This is a genomic window from Micromonospora sp. CNZ309, assembly GCF_002846525.1.
Genome location: NZ_PJNG01000001.1, coordinates 5,117,606 through 5,137,966 on the forward strand (window position 1 = coordinate 5,117,606; position 20,361 = coordinate 5,137,966).

Sequence of the window (20,361 nt, forward strand, 5' to 3'; positions counted from 1 at the left end):
GCACCGACAGGGGTTGTGCGGCTGATCGCTGGCCTGTTCACCGCTGGTCGATCCGGGCGAGAGCGCGCAGGGCGGCGGCGCGAGCCAGGCGGTTGGTGTTCTGCTCGAAGGTGGGATCGACGCCGAGCGCACGGATGTGGTGGTCGCGCAGCAAGGTCGGCAGGAGACCGGCCGGGTCGCGTTGCACGGCGAGGGTGCGGAAGTAGCGGCGTAGGGCGGTGTCGCGAGCCCGCCACGCGTCGAAGAGCGCCTCCCTGGCGGTGTCTGGCTGTGGCTGCCGCGAGTCGATGGAGAGGTCGACCAGTTGTAGCGTTTCCTCGCCCAGCCCGCGGTCCAACGCCCCGGTCTGCTGCGGCAGGCACCGCAGCAGGGCCTGATTTCCCGAGCCTTCGTCGGTAGCGAACGCGGCGGCAATCCGGGCCATGGATGCGGCGGCCAGCGCCTGCGCCGCGATGCCCAGGTCGTCGGCGGCTGCCATCTGGGCGATGACGCAGGCGGTGTCGGTGCCGAACACGTCCTCGGCGGCAGTGAGTGCCTCGTCGTAGCCGTAGCGGCCGGGATGGTCCTGGTAAGGCACGAGTGACATCTGGCCAGGCAAGCCACGGGCTGTGAGCTCGGTGGCGAACGCGGCCAGGGCTGCGGTGACGGCCGCGTGGTGCTCGGGCTCGGTCAGCCGGAGCACGAGGATGAGGTGCTGGTCGGCGTCCATCCGAACCAGGTCGCGCTGGCGCCGAATCCACCACCGGCGTACCTCGCCGCGCAGTGTCGCGGTGAGGGGCGGGAGGTGCCGGATGATGTCGTCGAAGCGGGCCGGGTTGCCGGCCAGACGAGCCTGCACCACGGCCGTGTTGCCGGGCACCTGAAGCCGACCGGGCGGTGCGAGGTGAGGGAGCGGCCGGCGCGGTGGCGCGGTCGCAAGCATCGGAATCAGCAGCTCGGCGGCACGGCCGATCCACCCATGTTCCTCGGGCTGGGCGTCCTCCTGCAGCTCCACCCGTCCGGCTTGCGCTAGACGCCTGTGCAGCAGTGCCCGGTCCAGGCGGTGGTCGAGATTCAAGGGCTGACGGAACTCCCCGTGACAGAGCACGACACGGGCCGGGACACGCCAGTGCCGCTGCCACGCCTGCAGCGCGGACTCCCAGCCCTGACCGGCTCGGGACGGCAGGTCATTGGTGGTGAGCAGCCATCGTGCGGCAGCGAGGATCGTGCGGCGATACCGGACGCGCGGCAGGTACGGCAGGGTGCGGGCGGCACCGACGTCGAGCGGGCCAAACACTGCGGTGCGCGCGTCGGCGACCTCGGCGAGGAAGCGTGCCAGCGGGGGACTTTGCACGACGGTGTCGAGTGCGTGCGGAATGTTGGGGATGACCCGGCGGCCGGTGGAGATCTGCACCAGGTACATCTGGTCGGCGTCGGCGGTGACGGCCAGATCGTCGAGGCTGATCGGATTGCCGGTGGGGTGTTCGGCGAGCGCGAGGACGTCGGGCAGGAGCTGTGGGACCCGGGTGACGTTCTCGTTGTGCGGGCGGCGCGGCGGGAACGACAGCTGCACCGCCACCGCGTCGCCGCTCGGCGAACTCGGGGCACAGGCGGCAGCCATCTGAGCCTGCTGATTCTTGTCGAAAAGGTAGATGAAGCGGCCGGCCACGCTCGTCGGCATGCCCGGTGCCGCGGCGAAGCGCAGCCGGAATTCGCCCCTGTCGAGGGCCTCGAGCGACGCGGCGTGGACCGCCACGCCGAGTTCGATGCGTGCCGGCGGTATCACGTCTGCCGGTTCGCCAACGGTCAGCGCCTCGACATCCGCATCGGTCAGGCTGATCTCGTCGCGTCCGTCGAGCGCGGCCCGTTGCACCAGAGCCAGGAAAGCCGCGTCACGCTCGTTGATGGCCCGCCAGCTGGGGTGCGCGCGGGGCGCACCGAGGTAGCCGGTGGGATAGCCGAGCCCGGAGTCGGCAACCAGATCCCGCACTGGCACGAGTGCGCCCTGGCCATAGCGGGCTCGGAACCGGGACCGGTAATCCTGCCAGGCGGTCGACCCGAACGGCTTCGTGCTGATCCGCAGCAGGACGTTCGCGGCCTCGACTGCTTCGGCCAACACCTGCTGTGGGAGGCGGATATGGGCGTCGAGCCGAGTGTCGACGGCCAGCACATCCTGGCTGCCGGGAACGATCTCGCGCATTCGCTGCATGACCGATGCGCGGATCGCGGATGCCTGCACCGGATCGTCGATCGCGTTGTGTTGATCGATCAGCTCCCGCACCATCTCGAGGTCCCGCAGCAGCACGGCGACGTCAGCGAACTGCTCGCCGCCTGCGGCGGTCACCGTATCGATCACGTGGGTGAGGCCGTCGAGGGTCGTCATCGGTGGGCGCAGAGCACTGATGAGTGCCCCCTGTAACAGCAGATTGTCCAGGACCGTGGTGATCTGCTCAGGTCGGGCAGCCGGGAACCGTTCCGCCAGTTCGACGGCAAGCTCGTCATATCGGACGGGAATGGCGGCGATGGCGAGCGCGGCTTTCACCGGTGCCGTGTAGCGCACGGACGCGTCGCGCAGCGGAACCGCCTTGCCGCTGCCCGGGTCGGCGCGGCGGGCGGTGATGAACCGGCCGTCACGAACGACGCCGGTGTTGTCGGCAACAAGGTGCAGCTGACGTCGCAGGAGCGGGTGCTCCTCCAGCCGGTCGATCACGGCCGTGAGCCATTCGCTGTCGGCCCGCGCGATCACGCGGTGCTGTCGTCCCACCGCTACGCTGGCCGCTCCTTCGGCGGCGGTCGTGACGCCGGCGAATACACCGAACGGCGTAGCCCGGCGCTGCCACCGCAGCAGGTACCCGGCGACGGAGATGACCGCCCGGCGAACGGCCTTGACCGTCGCCGTGTCGGGACGCTCGCTGATTCGGTCGAGCTGCGCCGCCAGCGTGGGGCTCGCCAGGCTGAGCGCATCGCGGACGTCGGAGCGCGCCCACGTCTTCATCAGCCACGCCATGCCGTCACGCAGCACCGCGGCATCATCGGCCAGGTCCAGCTGAGAAGGCACATCGAAATCGCCGGGGTCCGTCGTGGCGCGCACCATGACCGCACCGGCACGCTGAAAGACAGGCGGGACTGGCACGACGAGGCCTCCTCAACCGCGTGGCCGCCGTCGGCGCCCGACTGGGCGCCGACGGCATCGTCAGAATGAAGCCCGAATCAGACGGGGTCGCTGGACTTGGTCGCGCAGGCACTCGTGCTGCAGCTGCTACCGCAGCCGTCGCTCGTGCTGCACATCATGATCACCAGCGGGGTCGTGGACTCCACGACCCGCATGTCGAGCACGAAGTCGTCCTCGGTGGTTGCGGTGGCGGCGTCCGTGCGCTCGAGTTCCAGCAGCGGGGCCATGGTCTTCACGCTCCTCGGGTAGATCGAATAGGGGTGGTTCACCCGGCCGAGGGCGGCTAGCTCGCCGCCGGCCAGGAGATCATGAGCAGGCCGTGCGTCTTCTTCAGCACCGCTACGTTGTCCGACACAGCGCCGGCGCTGCTACCGGCCGGCCAGTAGGCGAACGTCGGCGCCGGCCCGCTGCGGGCCCGCTGGTACCAGGCCTGAATCTGCTCCGACATGGCCGCTGCGGCGTCCTTGCCGTGCGCCCCGAAGGCACGAGCCCCGAGCTCGGCCCTCGAGCCACCGTCGGTCGGACGCCAGGCCAGGTAGGCGAACGAGTCACCGCGCACGACACCGAACGGAAACCAGCGGCGCTCGGCAGCCAGCTCGGTACCGTCGTCCGCCGCGAGCAGGCAGAAACCGGGCAGGAACCCGGCCAGCCACAGGTGAAGATCCGCGAAGGACTCGCTGAGGCCGACCGTGACTCCCGACCAGACCTCGCTGCGTTCGGTATCCAGCACACCATCCAGCTGACGTACGTCGTCCGGGACGCCGACGTCGAAGCGCAAGCTGACGAACTGGCCCTGCCGGTCGGGCAGCCGGAAGATCCGCTCGGGCCGCGCACCGTCGCCCTGCAGGGGCACGAATCCCGCCACCTCACTCGAGGTACTCCTCAAGTGGTCGCCGTCGCGGCGGAACGCGATCGTCCGGGTCACGCCGTTCATCCGCAACGGCACCACCATCACCCCGTCCGGTGCGAGGTGATCCAGCCAGGCGGGAGAGATGTCCCACGCGCCGACCGTGACGAGGATCCGGTCGAACACACCCTCACTGGGCACGCCGTGCACCGCGTCGGCCTGCAACACCCGTACCCGGTGGTCATAGCCCGTCTCGCGCAGCAGGACCCTGGCCCGGTCCGTGATATCGGCGTCGATGTCCACGCTGACGACGTGGCCGTCCGCCCCGACCACCTCAGCCAGCAGCGCTGCGTTGTAACCACCCGAACCGATCTCCAGGACCCGCATCCCGGGCCCGACACCGGCTTGCTCGATCATGCGGGCCTGGATGTACGCGGCGCTGACCGAGGACAGATGTACTCCGTGCTCATCGGTCTTCGTAATCACCGACTGGTCGACGTCGTAGACGACCTCGAGTGGTGTGCCCGCAGGCACGAACGCATGCCGCGGTACCGTTCGGAACGCCGCCTCCACGACCGAGGAGGTGATCATGCCGTCAGCGATGAGGCGGTCCACGAGGCCATCTCGAATTCTCCCGACTCGATCCGAGGAATCCGACCTGTCAGCCGTGTGCGTCACTCGGCGCTCCAATCTCTGGTTTCTCGTGCTGTCTGGTCGTGACAGGGTGCCGGGTGCAGGTAGCGCGCAATGCAGGGCTGATGTGTGCTCGCCTTCCTGCGGTGGGAGGTACAGCTCCGGGCAATCATCACCGGCTCGTGGAGAGAATCCGGGGAAGCTGAAGGCCAGCACAGTCGCCCTGTGCGCCAAGGATCTCCCAGCGGCTAGAGGCTGGGAATGCCGACTTGTTGTCCGACCCTGCGCACCAACCTGTGGTCTGACTCCAAGCTAAGAGGGCATCTGATCCGTGTAGCGGTTGATTCATGTTCGGCCGTGGCCGGTTCATTGATCGTGGCGTGGGAGTGCAGCGTCGTGGGTATCGGTCGGACTTGTCGGATTAACGGTGGGCGTTGATCGAGCTGGTGCTGACCGCATGGCGCGCGGGGCGGGTGGGGTTGGGGATCAGCCGGCCGGTGCACGATCTGCGGGAGATCGTCAACGCGGTGGCCAGGACTGGGATCGCGTGGGAGTACCTGCCGCACGACTTCCCGCCGGCGAAGACGGTCTACGACTGAACGCGATGGCCGCATCAGAGAGTGTGAACCCTGTTGACCTGCTGCGCGAGCAGATCAAGGGCGCGTCGCCGGACATGTTGCAGGCGATGATCAAAACGTTCGCGCAGACGTTGATGTCCGCCGAGGCCGACGCGATGTGCGGCGCCGGTTACGGGCAGCGCAGCGACGAGCGGGTGAACTCGCGCAACGGCTACCGGCCTCGGGAGTGGGACACCCGGGCCGGGACGATCGACCTGGCGATCCCGAAGCTGCGTTCTGGCTCGTATTTCCCGGACTGGCTGCTGACTCATCGTCGGCGGGCGGAGCAGGCCCTTGGTCTCGGTCGTGGCCACCTCCTACCTGCTCGGGGTGTCGACCCGGCGGGTGGAGAAGCTGGTCGAGCAGCTCGGGATCCGGCAGCTGTCCAAGTCGCAGGTGTCGGAGATGGCTTCCCACCTGGACGCGCAGGTCGAGGCGTTCCGCAACCAGCCCCTCGACTCAGGCCACTACACGTTCGTGTGGATGGACGCGCTGACGATGAAAGTCCGCGAGGCAGGCCGGACCGTCAACGTTCATGCCCTGATCGCCGTCGGCGTCAACGCCGACGGAGGGCGCGAAGTCCTCGGCTTCGACGTCGCCTCAGATGAGGACGGCGCCGGCTGGCTGGCGTTCCTACGATCGCTGACCGCCCGCGGCCTGTCCGGTGTCCGCCTGGTCATCTCCGACGCCCACGCCGGCCTGGTGCAGGCCATCGGAGCCGCCCTGCCCGGCGCGTCATGGCAACGCTGCCGCACCCACTACCTGCGCAACCTGCTGACCAAAGTCCCGAAGTCGGCGCAGCCGTGGATCGCCACACTCGTCCGCACGATCTTCGACCAACCCGACGCCGACGCCGTCCGAGCCCAATTCGACCGAGTCGTGGCCACCATCGAAGCCAAGTTCCCGGCCGCGGTCCGGCCAGTGGTGGCCCTATGCCATGTTCGGCGCTATCACACTCCTCATCGGCTGCCTCGCACTGATCGTCGCCGCCGCAAACAGGTGAAACAAGGCCCGGCCCGCGTGATGCTGACGCGGCCCACGCCTGGCGGGTTGCGGCTGGGGGTGGACCATGCGAGCTGCAGCTGCGAATGCCCGCCGCTGTCGTCTGTCTACGACGCGTTCCGTTCGAGGGTATCCCCAAGGCTATAGAGGGACCTCACGCAGCGATGTGGCGGCGCACCTACGCATCGTCGAGGAGTTCGGTGCCCGTTTTGAAACACCAGGGACCGCCCCCGCCGTGGCGCACCGTCGCCTCTGTCGCACCTGAGTGACATGCTCAAGGCGTGACTCAGGTCCAGCCCGCCTCGACCGGATCCCGCCAGCGCCGAATCGAGGACACCACGCGTGGCCGCATCCGGTCGTACCTGCGTTCCAAGGACGATTGGAACCCGGCCCGCGGCTTGAAGAACCTGACCGAGCAGGCGGTCCGCGATTACGAGCACCGGGCCGTGGTCGAGCTGGTGCAAAACGCACACGACGCGCAGGATGGCGGAGAACAGACCGGTCGAATCCTGGTCCGGCTCGATCCCGACGAGGGCGAGCACGGCGTGCTGTACGTGGCGAACACCGGCAACGGCTTCGGCGACAGCAACTTCGACGCGATCAGCGACGTTGCCCGGTCGGACAAGCGGCCCGACGAGGGCATCGGCAACAAGGGCATCGGGTTCAAATCGGTCCTGCAACTGTCCCGCTCGCCCGAGGTCTATTCGACCGCGACACACCTTGACGACGCCTACTCTTTCCGCTTCGCCACCGGCCCGGAGCTGCGCGAGCAGCTGATCGGCATCGTCGGTCCCGACATCGCCGGCGACGTAGCCGACATCGAACGCGATGTCTTCCACCTTTGTCTGCCACTCCCTCAGCCGCACCGGCCGGCGGCGGTGATCAAGCTGCTCGCCGAGGGGTACGCCACAGTAGTGCGACTGCCACTCAAGAGCGACGACGCCCGCGCGGACGCAATGGCGCAGATGCACCTGCTTGGCGGGACACCGCCTACACTGCTGTTCTTGCGCCGGATCGCCGAGCTGACCGTCGAGATCGGTGGCCTTCAGCCGGTCCGCGAGACCCTGCGCCGGCGCGAGACGCCGCTGGCCGGCTTCGACGGCGGAGTCTCGGCATCGATCGTGGATTTGGGCCCGGCAGGTCGGTACTTCGTGGCTGACAAGCTCGTCCCCGAGGCGACGCTGGCCGAGGCGATCCGGCGGAGCATCGGGGGCGACCACATTAGCGAGGGCTGGCGGGACTGGCGCGGCGACGCCCACGTGTCGATCGCCGCGACCCTCGGCGACGAGCCCGGCGACCACCGCCTCTACACCCACCTGCCGATGGGGCGGGACGCTCGGGCGCCGCTGGCCGCGCACGTCAACGCGCCGTTCTTCGCCAAGCTTGCCAGGGTCGGTCTCGAGCAGTCGGTGCCGCTGAACGACACCTTGCTCGACGAGGTCGCGATGTTGTGCGCCCGACTGCTGCTCGCGGCGCGCAGCGGCGACGTGCCGATCGATGTGGACACCCTCGCCGACCTGCTCTCCTGGACGACAGAGGACGCCGGGCGGCTACGAAATGCCTTCGGCGCCCTCGGCCACGACGCCGCTACCGTGCCTGTGGTGCCGATCGAGGGTGACTCGGGCGCGCGATCCTCGCTGTCGCAGGTTTTCGCCTGGGATGGCGGCGGGCGCAAGGTGCTGACAACCGAAGGGCTGGCCCGGCGCGCGCACGTCCCGTTGCTCCCGGCCGCACTGTCGAAGAGACGCCGGGCCAGCATCGGCGCGACCGCTCGTACGCTCGCCGGCCGGACTCTGACCGCGCCGGATGAGGAGATCGCCGGCTGGGCGGAGCGCATTGCCCAGGGCCTGACCTCGGCGCCGTTCGACCCAGACGTCTGGATGGCCTTCTACGACGACCTGGCCGGCGCGGTGCGACAGCGTACGGTCCTGCGCGGCCGCACGATCCTGATCGATGACGACGGCCGGCTGCGCGCCTGCAACAGTGACCGCGGCGGCCCGACCGCGTTCTTCTCCCCGCGCTCGGACGCCGACGCGCCGGATGCCGCTGGCGACACCCTCAAGCCGCCGGAGTCGCTGCGCCGTCGGCTGTTCTACGTCTCGTCGGCGCTGCCCTGGAACACCCGCACCGGAAGCGTCATCACCAAGCGGCCCGGCCGCACGCTGCTGGAAGCCGGTCTGGTCCGGGAGTACCGGGCCGCCACGCTGCTCCGGACCGTCGGGGAAGAGCTGAAGCGTAGACCGGAGCTGGCCGCCGATGTGCTGCTGTGGACGTACCATTTCGCGACTGGCCTCGCCGATCCGCCCTGGCGCGAGATCCGCGAGATGGGGCTCCGCGTGCCGTGCCGCGACGGCGATTGGATTCCTGCGGCTGAGGCCCACCTGTCCAAGGACTGGGGCGGCCCCGAGCCCGCGCTGCTCGACGACCTGCTGCGCCACACCGCCGACGAGTTCCCCGAGATGGCCGCCCTGCGGCGCCGAATCATCGCCGGGCCGGGCGCTCCGCCGTTCTCCGGCCACCAACGCGAGCGGTGGCGGGAGTTCCTCGGGCACATCGGCGTACGGGCCGGCCTGGTCCCAGATCCGGTGGCGGATTCGCTGCTGAACGGGCGCGGCGACGCCTTCATGGGTGATTACTTCACCTCCCCGCGCGCTTTGACCGCCGAGACCGGGAAGCTTTGGCGCCGGGCGACCGGGCGCGCTCGGCCGCAGGGACGCCGGCCGCAGACCACATACCTCAGCCGAAGCCCGCTCTATCGCCTGGCCGGCCAGGACGACCACGTGCGCTTTTCCGGTCCCGCCCGGATGGCGTACGCACGGCTGATCGTCCACGGCCTCGCCACCTGGCCTGACGAGGCGCTCACGGTGACGGTGCGGCGGCACAACGACGGCACGGACGCCTTCGATCTGCCGACGCCGGCCGCGGCCTTTCTGAGTGAAGCGGACTGGCTGCCGGTCACCGCCCCGCGCGACCGCAGCAACGTCACCTATTGCAAGGCACGCGAGGCCTGGTCGGATCGGGGAGACGCGCTGCCGTTCGCAGCCGTCATCGCGTCCCGGGTCCGCAACCTGATCCACGCCCGCCCGGTCGCTGAGGCACGAGCTACCCGCCTCGGCATCCGCACCTGGGACGACCCGGCCACCGCGGCCGACCGGGTCCTCCTGCTGGCCCGGCTGCTCGAGACCGGGCACGTGCCGGACACGGTGGTGCCCCCGTTCCGCAACGCGTACGAAGATGCCTGGACGGATTTCATCCGCCAGCGCTCCGCCGGGACGCCGCTCGACCACCAGAGCCGGGCACCGCTGGTGGTCACCCGCGGCACCACCATCGACGTGATCGATCTCGCCGCCGAGGCGGCCACCGATCCTGTGTTCGTGCAGGACACGGACGAGCGGCAGCGACTCCGGATGCTCGAGCAGTGCGGACTCCCGGTGCTCCGCCTACGCCGCCCGGAGGCGTCCGCCGTCGCCGACCGGCTGGTCGCGGCGTTCGGCGCTCGGGTGCAGCGGGTCTCCGGCGTGCACCCGGCGGTAACCGTCGACGGCATCCCGTTCACCCCGTCCAACACGCCGCCGCTGCTGATGCAGCCGGACCAGGACTGGTTCGCTGACCTGGTTGCCGCGGTGATCGACCTGCGAGGGCGCAGCGTCCGGGCCAGTCGGACGGACGTGTTGCGCCGGGCGAACACCATGCTCCGCCGGATCCGCGTCGTAGAGGCCGACCGGATCGAGGCAGGCTTCGGCGGGAATACGATCGAGGCACGGCACTTGGCCATGCCAGACGACACCCATCCAACTGTCCTGCTGCTGCGCTCGCCTGATCGCCAGCGGCTACTGGAACGCGCCACGCCGGCCGTCGGCGAGCTGCTCGGCCATCCGTCGCTGGACGAGTCCCTCCGGCTCGCCCTGATCGAGCTGGCCCGGGACGGCTACGGACCCGACCAGTCTCCGTCGTCGGCCGCGATCGCCGACGTACTCGGCGAACCAATCGCCAGGGTGGAAGAGGTGCGCGCCGCGATCCGCCGGCCCGACGAGGTAACCCTCGAGGTTCTCGTCCCGCTGGTCGCCACCCTCGACCCGGCCCGCGCGCACGATCTGGACGGCGACGACACGGCGGTCACCCCCGGCGAGATCGCGGCATGGTTGTGCGACCACAGCGACGCCACGGCCACGCCGGACGCCCTGCTCCAGGCCGCAGCCGAGGGCCTGGACGCGGCTCGGCGGTTGCTGGGTATCGAACTGCGCCCGTTGAACGCGGCGATTCGGGCGCTCGGGGCGCCCTACCAACCTCTGACCGACCCGGAGGGGATCGCCCAGCAGTTCCGGGCCTTCGTCGCCGAGCGCACCGGACCGATCCTCGATGCCCTGCGGGCGGCCTCCCTCGCCGACTTTCGGGCCGGACGCCCGCTGGACCCATACGTCGCGCAACGGACGCTGGCGACCCTCGGCCCCGATCCGGAATGGGTACTGGACTACTTCCCCACCATCCCCGCTGCCCGGATGAGCGAGCGAGTCAACGCCTGGCTGGCCGCGTCCGGCGCCGGTGAGCCAGGCATTAATTCCGGGCTCGAGCCACTCGACCGGCTGCGGATCGGCAACCGCACCGCAGCACTGAGCTGGGCCGCCGAGACCGCTCGGGTCGTCCGGGCGTACGAAACCCAGCGCGGCCTTACCCCGTCCGGCCTGCCGGGTGAGCCAACCGCGGTCGCCGACGCGGCTAGTAGCGCAGGCATCCTGGACTTCGAGCCAGTCGACGCGGACCGCTTGCTGGTCTGGGCAGCAGACACCAAACGCTGGCCGGCCGACATGCCGCGCTCCACCGACCTGGGCACGCTCGGCCTGCCCGCCGACTCCCTCGACCTGGCCCGAAAGCAACAGCGGGAGATCCACGACCGCCGCGAGCTGGAACGTCGGACCGTCCAGATTGACGGAGTTCGGCTGGTAGCCGACGAGACGAACTACGCACAGATCGCCACGGCCGTTCGGGCGAGCATCACGCCCGAGTTCCGCGCCGCCAACGGTCGCACCTCACTAGAGGCCGCCGCACGCCCGTCGCGCCGTGCACCAGGATGGGGCGGCCCCGGGACGACCGCCGCCCGCCAGAGCCGGCCGCCAGAGGCCAAATTGGCTGCAATCGGTCTGGCCGGCGAGATCGCGGCGCTGGAGTGGCTCAAGGAGCGCTACCCCGGCCTCAACGAGCTGCAGTGCTGGCATTCCGGCTATCGCAACCAACTGCTCGGCGACGACGGCGGGGACGACACCCTCGGATACGACTTCCTGGTCGAGCAGGGCCGCCGGCGTCTGATGTTCGAGGTCAAGGCATCCGAAAGCGAAGCATCCGAGTTCCTGCTCACCCCTGCGGAGATCACCCGAGCACGGGGCCTAAGAAAGAACGAACGCTACACAATCCTCTTCATCACGAACGTTTTCCGAGCCGCCGAGCGGCGGATCCGTCTTCTACCCAACCCGCTCGACCCAGCTCACAGTGGCGTCTACCGGCCAGTCGGCGACGGCGTCCGCTACCGGTTCACCATCACCTCACCGTGACTTAAGGAGGCAGGTCCTTCGCCATCGACACAACCTCCGCCAGGGTAGCTCCGGGTGGACACCTGACGTCCCCTACCTCGTCAGCGCACGTTGTGGTCGACGTCGACGGAATCGCTTCACCGCAGGAACTGGATCGGCACCGCCCCACGCTGCGCCCGTACACCCACGACCGACTCGACGTTCCGGCGCCACCCGGCCGGCCCGCTCATCCGTAACCAGCTCAACGCCCAACTGAGATCGCTCGGCGCGGGCGACAGCATCGCAACACCGCATCTGCCAAGGAGCTCGGCTGAGTCAACGGCCGAGGTTAGTGCTGTCGACGGCCCGCAACATGCAGTCGGCCAAGGCTGCGGGCGGTCATCGGATGTTCGCCTGCTCATCGATGTCCCAGACCGCTTTCGAGACCCTATGCTCCATCGCTTCAAAAGCGTCTTCAAGGGCTGCGAACTCAGCGAACAACGCATGCTTGTCGGTCATGCACTCCATCGCGGTCGCCCTTTCAATCCATGCGGCGACATCAGCCATCGTCAGCGGATAATCTCGGCTGCGGAACACGGCATCGTTGAAGATTGCTTCGACGTCGTCGTCATCGATCTGCATCCACCTAATGGCATCGCCGGGACGCATGCGGTTCAGACTGTTCTCCTCGATGTAACCAAGTCCGGACTCGATGTCTTCAAGACGTTCGAGTAGGTGCGCCACCAGCGCCTCACGGACGGTCGCCAGATCGAGTCCCACGTCCTGCCGGAGCTGCCGGGCCGCTCGGTGGGGCAGCTCGAACGGGTCGTCGTGGCCGCCGGAGTCGTCTCGAAAACGTTTGAGTTCAGGGCCGAGCGGCCCGTCAACCATCGAGCCCGGGCTGTAGTGATCCAGCACCGTGCACGCGATGTCGAAATAGATCACGACCGCCGGATGGAGCACCTCGACGCGATGCCGGTCGCGATGGTACGTCTCGTTTCGGTACTCGTGCAGCTTCTTCAGCGCTGGCGCGACCTCGGCTGGCAGCAGCTGCCGCTCGACCAGGAAGTCGATCTTGTCGCCGAAAACGCGGTCGATCCTCTTTCGCTTGGCCGTTGACGTCACCATCGGTGCAAGCCGCTGAATCTCAGTGGCAAGTTGGTCGCAGCTGGGCCCGCTGGTCGCGAACTGGCGCTGCATCGGGTTGCCGCTGTGCCGCCACGACTCCAGCCGACGAAGCTGCTTCAGTTGATCGAAATGAAAGCGCTCGTGACCGAGCTCCGCTTCGACCATGCGGTGCATGATCAGTTCAATGGCGCTGTCGAGCAGGATGAGCGCCAGCCTCAGTTGAGGAACACGTCCAACGGTGATCAGGCGCTTGACCTCTTCAAACTGTACGATCACCAGCTCCAGGCGCTGCATCGTGGCCAGCCTTCCCGTGACTTCCGCTCGACACTCGACCGTCGAACTCCTTCACGGTAGAGACCTGCACGCTCGACAGCACTGGAGTTTCGAGCCGGGAGGGTGAGCCGACGCCAGACCCCTCGGCGGAACGGTTCAGGGCGCGGCGATCGTGTCCAACGCGAACGCCGCCCAGGCGATGGCGGAGCGGGCCGCCAGACGGCCATGTGCGACCGTGACGTCGGCGGGTACCGTCCCGGAGCCGTGACCGTCGCCGACCTTGTTCCGTAGCTCGGCGAGGCTTTGGGTGATGGCTTTCAGGTTGCCCAGAATCCGCAGGAACTGCTCCCGATGCTGGGTTGACGGCACCTGACTCGGGTGGATGCCAGCTGCGATGCTCGCCTTGTGGACCAGGACCGGCACGTCGTCGTTGTCGTCCACGGAGTGGCCAGTGCGCTGCAGGACCAGCTTCGCGGTCGCCTCCACCAGGTTCTTCGCCCGGCCGATCGCCGCGGCTGGATCGTCGGGAAGTGCGCGCTCCAGCCGGACGAGTTCTGCCCGGACCGCGGCGGAGTCGGCCAGGTCGGGGCTGGCCTTCACCCACAGGTCAGTGATCGCGGCGACGGGCTCTCCCGCGGCCTGCAGGTCGTAGCCATCGTCGGCCAGCGCGTTGCGCAGCCGCACGAGTCGCCGCCGATCGACGTTTGGTGTCGCCGCGTACACCTCGGCGATCCGGGCGGCGAACCGGAGGACCTTTGACGCGAGGGCGGGATCGGACAGGTCAAGCCCCTTCAGGCTCTTCGCGATGTGGGAGGCGGTACCCGGGATGTAGAAGAAACCGTCTCCGGACCTCGCGCCCTCTCGTTGTGCGACCAGTCCGACTGCGGCGAGGGCCGGCTTCACGTCCTCGTCGAATCGGACCTTGGTGCCCAGGTCACTCAACGCGTCCAGGGTCGCGTCGCTCAACAGTCGTGCCATCTGACAGCGTCTTTCCGATCCGGAGTCGTTGGGTCAGCTCGCGGGCGGCAGGCTGATCGTGCGGAAGCCCTGCGGCGGCGTCACGTTCGAGTAGTAGGCCATATTCTCGAGGTGGTTTCGCATGAATAGTTCGGTCATCCGCATGCGCTGGTCCAGCGGCAGCTTGGAGCCGTCCATCCCGAAATCCGCCCACTCGGCGATCTCCGGGGCGATCTCGACCCCTGGGTTGCACCGGATCAACGACGGTGGGACCGGGACATCGGTGGTGAACCGGGCGATGACCAACTGGTCGGTGATGGCAGCGCACGGCCGCGCGCTCTCGTCGAACACGACGGTGACGCCGTGTGGGACGGCGACGCGGACCAGCCACGCGCTCGGAGCCGCATGCAGACGGCACGCAAACCTCGGAGCACCATCGGAGCACCACGCTCCCAAATGTTGGAAAATTGCGGCACATACCGGGAAAGAGTCAAGGCCGTAACCGGCGTTCCTGCTGGTCACGGCCTTGATCACTTTGTGCGCCCGAAGGGACTCGAACCCCTAACCTTCTGATCCGTAGTCAGATGCTCTATCCATTGAGCTACGGGCGCTCGGTGCTTGGCCAGTCTACACACCCGGCTTTCGCGCGGAGACTCCGGGATTCGAACCCGGGAGGGGCTTTAAGACCCCAACCGCATTAGCAGTGCGGCGCCATAGACCAGACTAGGCGAAGTCTCCCTGGTGGCCCTGCAGACCACCGCGCCCGAGAATACAGGGCACCACCCATCGGGAGCAAAGCGACTTCCCCCGACGCGCCCTCCACCTCCGCACCGTGTCGTCCCCGGGGACCCCGATCCTCGCCCCGGCCTCGCCTTTCACTGCTGTGCACGGGCGTGATCAGGACTACGCTCCATCGATATGCAGGAGCAGCCGCCGCGCGAGCCGAACCGCCGAGAGCCCGCTGAGGGGGCACGCCGCCGCTCCCCGAAGCCGACCTTCAGTCCGCCGCCCACCCCGCCTGAGCCAGGCAGGCAGGAGGACTCCGGGAAGCGCCCCCGGCGGGCGAAGCCGGCGCCCGCGGTGCTCTTCCAGCCGCCCTCGGCCGACCCGCCGCTGCCCCGCCAGGCCGACCGAGCGGCCGAACAGGCGCCACGGGAGCGGCCCGGCCAGGCGGACGAGGCCCGTGGAAGTGACATCGCGCACACCGGCGGCGGCGCGCCCGCCCCTGCCGGCGATCAGCCGGGATCCGCCACCGATGCGGGCCCGTCCACCTTCGGCGCGGAGACCTCTGGCGATGACGCCACCCCCGCGCGCAAGGTGCCCGGGAAGAGGGCGGTCACGAAGAAGGCGACGCCCGCGAAGAAGGCGACGCCCGCGAAGAGGGCCGCACCCGCCGCGAGCGCCGGGCCCGCCCGGAAGGCCGCGCCCGCGAAGAAGGCCGCCCCGGCGACGCCGACCCCGGCGCCGGTCGCTGCCGAGGCCCCGGTCCAGGCCTCGGCCGACGCCGCCGCGCGCCCGCAGGTGGTCGAGCGGCACACCGGCGACGCGGCGGCGGAGACACCGCTGGGGCGTACGCCGGAAACTGTCCTTCGGCTGGCTGCGGCGCGGATGCTGGAGCATCCCGGGTTCGCGCCGGAGTTGCTGGCACTGGCCGCCGTCGAGGCGGTCGGGCCGCGCGCCCGCGACTGGGCGCAGCGGCTCCGGGAGGCGTACCCCGACGCGGGTGCCGACGGGTTGGCGCGGCTCGCGACCCGGCGGTTCGTCCGACAGGCCGGGGCGGGCGGGGCGACCGCCGCACTGGCGGGGCTCTTCGCGCCGGTGGCCGAGCTGGCGGCCGTGCTGTGGGCGCAGGCCAACCTGGTGCTGCACCTCGCGGCGGCGTACGGCCGGGATCCGGCGCATCCGGACCGGGCGGTGGATCTGCTGGTGCTGACCCGCGTGCACCCGGACGCGGAGAGCGCGCGGGCGGCGCTGGCGGCGGCCCGCGCGGCGGACGCGCCCGACGAGGCGGGCTGGCCCCGGGCGGCGGAGGCGGCGTGGCGGCTGGCGCCGCCCCTGGCCGCCCAGGCCGGCGGCTGGCTGGCGCTGCGGGCGGCGTCGCGGCTGCTGCCCGGCGCGGCGATGCTCGTGGCGGCGGCCGGGGACGCGGCGGCGGCCGAGCGGCTCGCCGCCCGCGCGGTCAGCGCCTACCGGCGACCCGCGCCCCGCTGAGCCTGCGCTCGGCGGAGCGACGGAAAGGACGCCGGCCGCTGGTAGATGTTGGTACGAGACGGCCCCCGGAGGGGCGCTTTCCGACCAAGATCCACCAAGGCGTCCGGCGGAGAGCCGCGGCGGGGCTGGCGGGGGTCAGAGCCAGTCGAACCATTCCCTCGGCAGCATGGCGTAGCCGACGAAGGCGACGACGTCGAGCAGCGTGTGCGCGACGATCAGCGGCATGACCCGGCGGGTACGCAGGTAGAAGAGGCTGAACACGACGCCCATCACCACGTTGCCGAGGAAGGCGCCGAAGCCCTGGTAGAGGTGGTACGAGCCGCGCAGCAGCGCGCTCGTCGCGACGATCGCGCCGATCCGCCACTGGAGCTGGCGCAGGCGGGTGACCAGGTAGCCGACGACGATCACCTCCTCCAGCACCGAGTTCTGCACGGCGGCGAGGATCAGCACCGGCACCGTCCACCAGAGCTCGGGCAGCGCGGCCGGCACCAGCGTCGCGTTCACGCCGAGCTGGGCCGCCGCCCAGAACAGCGCCAGGCCGGGCAGGCCGATGAGCGCGGCCAGGCCGGCGCCACGGGCCAGGTCCTGACCGGGCCGCCGGGCGTCCAGGCCGAGCGTCCGCGCCGGGTCGCCGGGGTCCCGCGCCAGCAGGTGTACGGCGAGCAGCACCGGCAGCAGCGCGAAGACGATCCCGAGCAGCTGGTACGTCAGGTCCAGCCACGGCCGGGGTGACGCCGAGGTGTTGAGCGCGGCGGTCTGCTTCGACAGCGGCCCGTCGGCGGTCAGCTTCGCGATGATCGACACCGTCGCGTAGACGGCGGACTGGCCGAGCGAGAGGCCGAGCACGAGCAGCGTCTCGGTGCCGAGCATCCGGCGCGTCGCCGGGCGTTGCAGCTCAACGGTCACCGCACCACTCTGCCCGACGTCTTTCGGGGTGGGACCGGCGGCCGCGCCGACGTCACCGCGCGGCGGCACCGCCCGAACGAGCCTCACGAGCCGATCGCACATTCTGTGCGACCAGTCGACACGCTCCGTGGACATTCTATGGGTGCCCGATCCGCCGTCAGGAGAAGGAGCGCGCCCCGTGGACGACTTCGCAAGGCTGCTGAAGGAGAGCTGGACCCTGGTCGAGGAGCACCGGGAGCGGCTGAGCGGTCACTTCTACGCCCGGCTCTTCCTCCTCGACCCCGAGCTGCGCAAGCTCTTCCCGGTGGAGATGACGGGGCAGGGCGACCGGATCCTGGAGGCCATCGTCACCGCCGCCCAGACGGTCGGCGACCCGGAGAGCTTCGACGAGTACCTGCGCGCGCTGGGGCGGGACCACCGCAAGTACCACGTCGACGCGGCGCACTACGAGACCATGGGCGTGGCGCTGCTGGACGCACTGCGCAGCGTCGCCGGCGACGGTTGGAACCTGGAGTACGACCAGGCGTGGCGGGACGCCTACGCGGCGATCACGGAGAAGATGCTGGCCGGCGCGGCGGCCGACGACGACCCGCCGTTCTGGCACGCGGAGGTGCTGACCCACGAGCGGTACGGCAGGGACACGGCCGTGCTGACCTGCCGGGCGTTGCAGTTTCCGCTGTCGTGGAAGGCCGGGCAGTACGTGAGCCTGGAGGTGCCCCGCCACCTTCCCCGGGTGTGGCGCACCTACTCGGTGGCGAACGCCCCGAACGACGACAACCTGCTGGAGTTCCACGTCCGTACGCCGGAGGGTGCCGGCTGGGTGTCCGGGGCGCTGGTCCGCCGGGTCAAGCCCGGCGACCTGCTCCGGGTGGCGGCGCCGATGGGGTCGATGACGCTGGACCGTTCCTCGGAGCGGGACATCCTCTGCGTGGCGGGCGGCGTCGGGCTGGCTCCGATCAAGGCGCTGGTGGAGGAGCTGGCCGGCTACAACCGGACCCGCTGGGTGCACGTCTTCTACGGTGCCCGCACGGCGGCGGACCTGTACGGCCTGGCCGGGCTCCAGGAACTGGTGGCCGCGCACCCGTGGCTGTCGGTCACCCCGGCGTGCAGCGAGGATCCCGACTTCGACGGCGAGCTGGGCGACGTCTCCGAGGTGGTCAGCCGGTACGGCCCGTGGACGGCGCACGACTGTTACGTCTCCGGTTCCGCCCGCATGGTCCGGGCCACCCTCCGGGTCCTCGCCGAGGACGGTGTCCCGCCCGAGAACACCCGCTACGACACCTTCGGCAACCTCTAGAAGCGTTCCTCCCCCCGAATCGGGGCGCGTGCCCCTGCCCCCTGGGGCACGCGCCCCGGTCCCCCAGACGGGCGGACCGGCACCGCCCCGCACGACCACGTCCGCCCGGCCGTCCTTCCCACCCGCGCGGACGTGGTCGTGCCGCCCGGCTGGTCCATGGAGTCAGTAGCGCCAGGGCCGGCCGGTCTCGCGGTACTCCTCGACCGGGACCAGCGGCACGCCCGGCGCCATCCGGTCGACGTAGAGCCGCCCCTCCAGGTGGTCGATCTCGTGGGCGACGAGCCGGGCCATGCCGAACTCGAACGAGGTGATGATCCGGCTGCCGTCGTACTGGGCGTGCTCCACGTCGAGCCGCAGCGGCCGGGGCACCAGGCCACGGTGGTCGAAGAACGAGAGGCAGCCCTCGTACTGCTCGTCGCTGTCGGGTGAGGCGTCGACGGCGCGGGGGTTGAGCAGCACGACCGGGTCGGCCGACCGGTCGGGGGGCCGGACGACCGCCACCGCCCGGCCGAGGCCGAGCTGCGGGGCGGCGATGCCCACCCCCTTGCGGAACGGGTGCAGCTCGTCGAGGCGGACCAGGGTCGCCGCGAGGCGGTCGGCCACCTCCCGGGCCGCCTGTTCCTCGCGGGGCAGGTCGAACGGGCGCGCCGGCTGGCGGAGCAGGTCGTCGCCGCGCTGCACGATGCCGATGCCGCGCATCCGCTCGCTGGGCCGGACCCGTCCGGCCTCCTCCGGTTCGGCCTCCGGCCGGCTGCGGAACCGCCACTGCAACCGGTACCGCGCGTTGAGCGGGGGGTCCTCGGTCGCCCAGTCGAAGATCACCCGGTCGGCGTCCTCCCGCTTGGTGACCGGCGTGCGCAGCGGGCCCTCCTCCGCCGAGAGCGAGGTCTCCGCGCCCCAGACCTGCGGGTCGAGGGCCGCCGGAAAGTCCAGGCGTACGGCCATCTGCCGGGTGGGCAGCCGGACGGCCCGCTGGAACCAGGGGCCCCACTTGTCGTGCCCGACGCAGTAGGCGTACTCGATGGTGGCCCGGTCGCCGGGGTAGAGGGGGAAGCGCCGGTCGGTGTTCTCGAAGAGCAGCCACAGTTCCTTGAACGCGTCCCGGTCGTGCTTGGCCCGCCAGTGCATCGCCTCCCGTTCGTCCCCGTCCTCCCGGTACGCCTGTAGTCGCAGCTCGGCGAAGGTCAGCGGGTGTTCCCGGTGGTGCAGGTTGGAGCGCCCGGGGTCGTTGGGGTAGCGGTCGACGGCGACCCGCACCAGGTAGCGGGTGACGGGTTCGGTGCCGGCGTTGTAGAGCTCGCGCCGGATGACGCAGCGGTAGGCGTCGTCCAGGTGGGTGAGGGTGGCGAGTTCCCGCTCGACGATCAGGCCGGTGCCGGGTGGCATCCACTGCCCGGGTACGGGTGGTTCCCGGTGTGCCCGCTCGGCCCGGACGTGGCGCAGCTCGTCGTACTCCTTGAAGCGCTGCCAGATGGCGCCGCTGGCCTCCAGCACGGCCTCGGCGCGGCGCGCGAAGTCCTCGGTGGGCCGGTGCCGCCGCCCCTCGACGTGGCTGACGTACGACGGGTCGAAGCGCATCAGGGTGGCGAGCTGCTTCTTGGACAGCCCCCGACCTGTGCGGTGCCGGGCGACCTCGGCGGCGAAGGAGTCGGCAGCCCGATCGAGCGGTGAGGTCATCAGCTTCCTCGTGGCCGGGAGTATCAGTTTCACTTTCTGTGGCGACGCGCACACGGAACTGGCACCTTGCCGACACGAACATTGACAGGAGGCGATGACTGCCGATACTGGGGCCGGGTTTTCCACCCCGGGGGCCGGGTAGTACGCCGAGCAGCGGG

At 70.0% G+C, this 20,361-nt stretch carries 11 protein-coding genes, 2 tRNA genes and 2 pseudogenes; 5 read left to right on the forward strand and 10 right to left on the reverse strand.

Features of this window, described 5'->3' with window-relative positions:
• Positions 1–37: 37 nt before the first annotated feature.
• The 3 genes from CLT72_RS21560 to fxlM all read right to left on the reverse strand — a co-directional run bounded on the left by CLT72_RS21560 (position 38) and on the right by fxlM (position 4,676).
• Positions 38–3,073 (reverse strand): lantibiotic dehydratase, encoded by a 3,036-nt coding sequence (locus CLT72_RS21560; protein WP_486484303.1) that lies wholly within the window; start codon positions 3,071–3,073, stop codon positions 38–40.
• 116 nt (positions 3,074–3,189) lie between these two features.
• Positions 3,190–3,378 (reverse strand): FxLD family lanthipeptide, encoded by a 189-nt coding sequence (locus CLT72_RS21565; RefSeq protein ID WP_101415307.1) that lies wholly within the window; start codon positions 3,376–3,378, stop codon positions 3,190–3,192.
• A gap of 56 nt (positions 3,379–3,434) precedes the next feature.
• Entirely contained in the window at positions 3,435–4,676 is a 1,242-nt protein-coding gene (gene fxlM, locus CLT72_RS21570) for a methyltransferase, FxLD system (protein ID WP_101413330.1), read from the reverse strand.
• Between the two features lie 392 nt (positions 4,677–5,068).
• Between fxlM and CLT72_RS21575 the strand changes: the two are divergent.
• From CLT72_RS21575 to CLT72_RS21585, 3 genes and pseudogenes are all read left to right on the forward strand, one after another.
• Positions 5,069–5,221, forward strand: a pseudogene (locus tag CLT72_RS21575) (transposase); the annotation flags it as partial.
• 14 nt (positions 5,222–5,235) lie between these two features.
• Positions 5,236–6,154, forward strand: a pseudogene (locus CLT72_RS21580) (IS256 family transposase); the annotation flags it as partial.
• Between the two features lie 377 nt (positions 6,155–6,531).
• Positions 6,532–11,796 carry an ATP-binding protein gene (locus CLT72_RS21585; RefSeq protein WP_101413331.1) on the forward strand — a complete coding sequence of 1,755 codons (5,265 nt, stop codon included), beginning with the start codon at positions 6,532–6,534 and terminating at the stop codon, positions 11,794–11,796.
• 357 nt (positions 11,797–12,153) lie between these two features.
• Here the strand turns inward: CLT72_RS21585 and CLT72_RS21590 are convergent, their stop codons facing one another.
• The 5 genes from CLT72_RS21590 to CLT72_RS21610 all read right to left on the reverse strand — a co-directional run bounded on the left by CLT72_RS21590 (position 12,154) and on the right by CLT72_RS21610 (position 14,850).
• On the reverse strand, positions 12,154–13,176 hold the full coding sequence (locus CLT72_RS21590) for a hypothetical protein (RefSeq protein WP_101413332.1): 1,023 nt from the start codon (positions 13,174–13,176) through the stop codon (positions 12,154–12,156).
• A 135-nt stretch (positions 13,177–13,311) separates the two neighbouring features.
• A complete protein-coding gene (locus CLT72_RS21595; protein WP_101413333.1) occupies positions 13,312–14,133 on the reverse strand; it encodes an abortive infection family protein in 822 nt (273 codons plus the stop codon).
• A 33-nt stretch (positions 14,134–14,166) separates the two neighbouring features.
• Positions 14,167–14,463: a hypothetical protein gene (locus tag CLT72_RS21600; protein WP_101413334.1), complete on the reverse strand. Its 297-nt coding sequence runs from the start codon at positions 14,461–14,463 to the stop codon at positions 14,167–14,169.
• 187 nt (positions 14,464–14,650) lie between these two features.
• Positions 14,651–14,723: transfer RNA gene (locus CLT72_RS21605), tRNA-Arg, on the reverse strand.
• Positions 14,724–14,759: 36 nt separating this feature from the next.
• Positions 14,760–14,850, reverse strand: a tRNA-Ser gene (locus CLT72_RS21610).
• Positions 14,851–15,192: 342 nt separating this feature from the next.
• On the opposite strand from CLT72_RS21610, the gene CLT72_RS21615 reads away from it, so the two are divergent.
• A complete protein-coding gene (locus tag CLT72_RS21615; protein ID WP_486484304.1) occupies positions 15,193–16,323 on the forward strand; it encodes a hypothetical protein in 1,131 nt (376 codons plus the stop codon).
• Between the two features lie 135 nt (positions 16,324–16,458).
• On the opposite strand, the gene CLT72_RS21620 is transcribed toward CLT72_RS21615, so the two are convergent.
• Positions 16,459–17,229, reverse strand: coding sequence for a CPBP family intramembrane glutamic endopeptidase (locus CLT72_RS21620; RefSeq protein WP_101415309.1), 771 nt, complete (start codon positions 17,227–17,229; stop codon positions 16,459–16,461).
• Between the two features lie 178 nt (positions 17,230–17,407).
• Here CLT72_RS21620 and CLT72_RS21625 point away from each other — a divergent pair, with 178 nt between their 5' ends.
• Entirely contained in the window at positions 17,408–18,526 is a 1,119-nt protein-coding gene (locus CLT72_RS21625) for a globin domain-containing protein (RefSeq protein WP_101413335.1), read from the forward strand.
• Between the two features lie 162 nt (positions 18,527–18,688).
• Here CLT72_RS21625 and CLT72_RS21630 read toward each other — a convergent pair whose 3' ends face one another.
• Positions 18,689–20,206: a peptide deformylase gene (locus tag CLT72_RS21630; protein ID WP_101415310.1), complete on the reverse strand. Its 1,518-nt coding sequence runs from the start codon at positions 20,204–20,206 to the stop codon at positions 18,689–18,691.
• Positions 20,207–20,361: the final 155 nt, after the last annotated feature.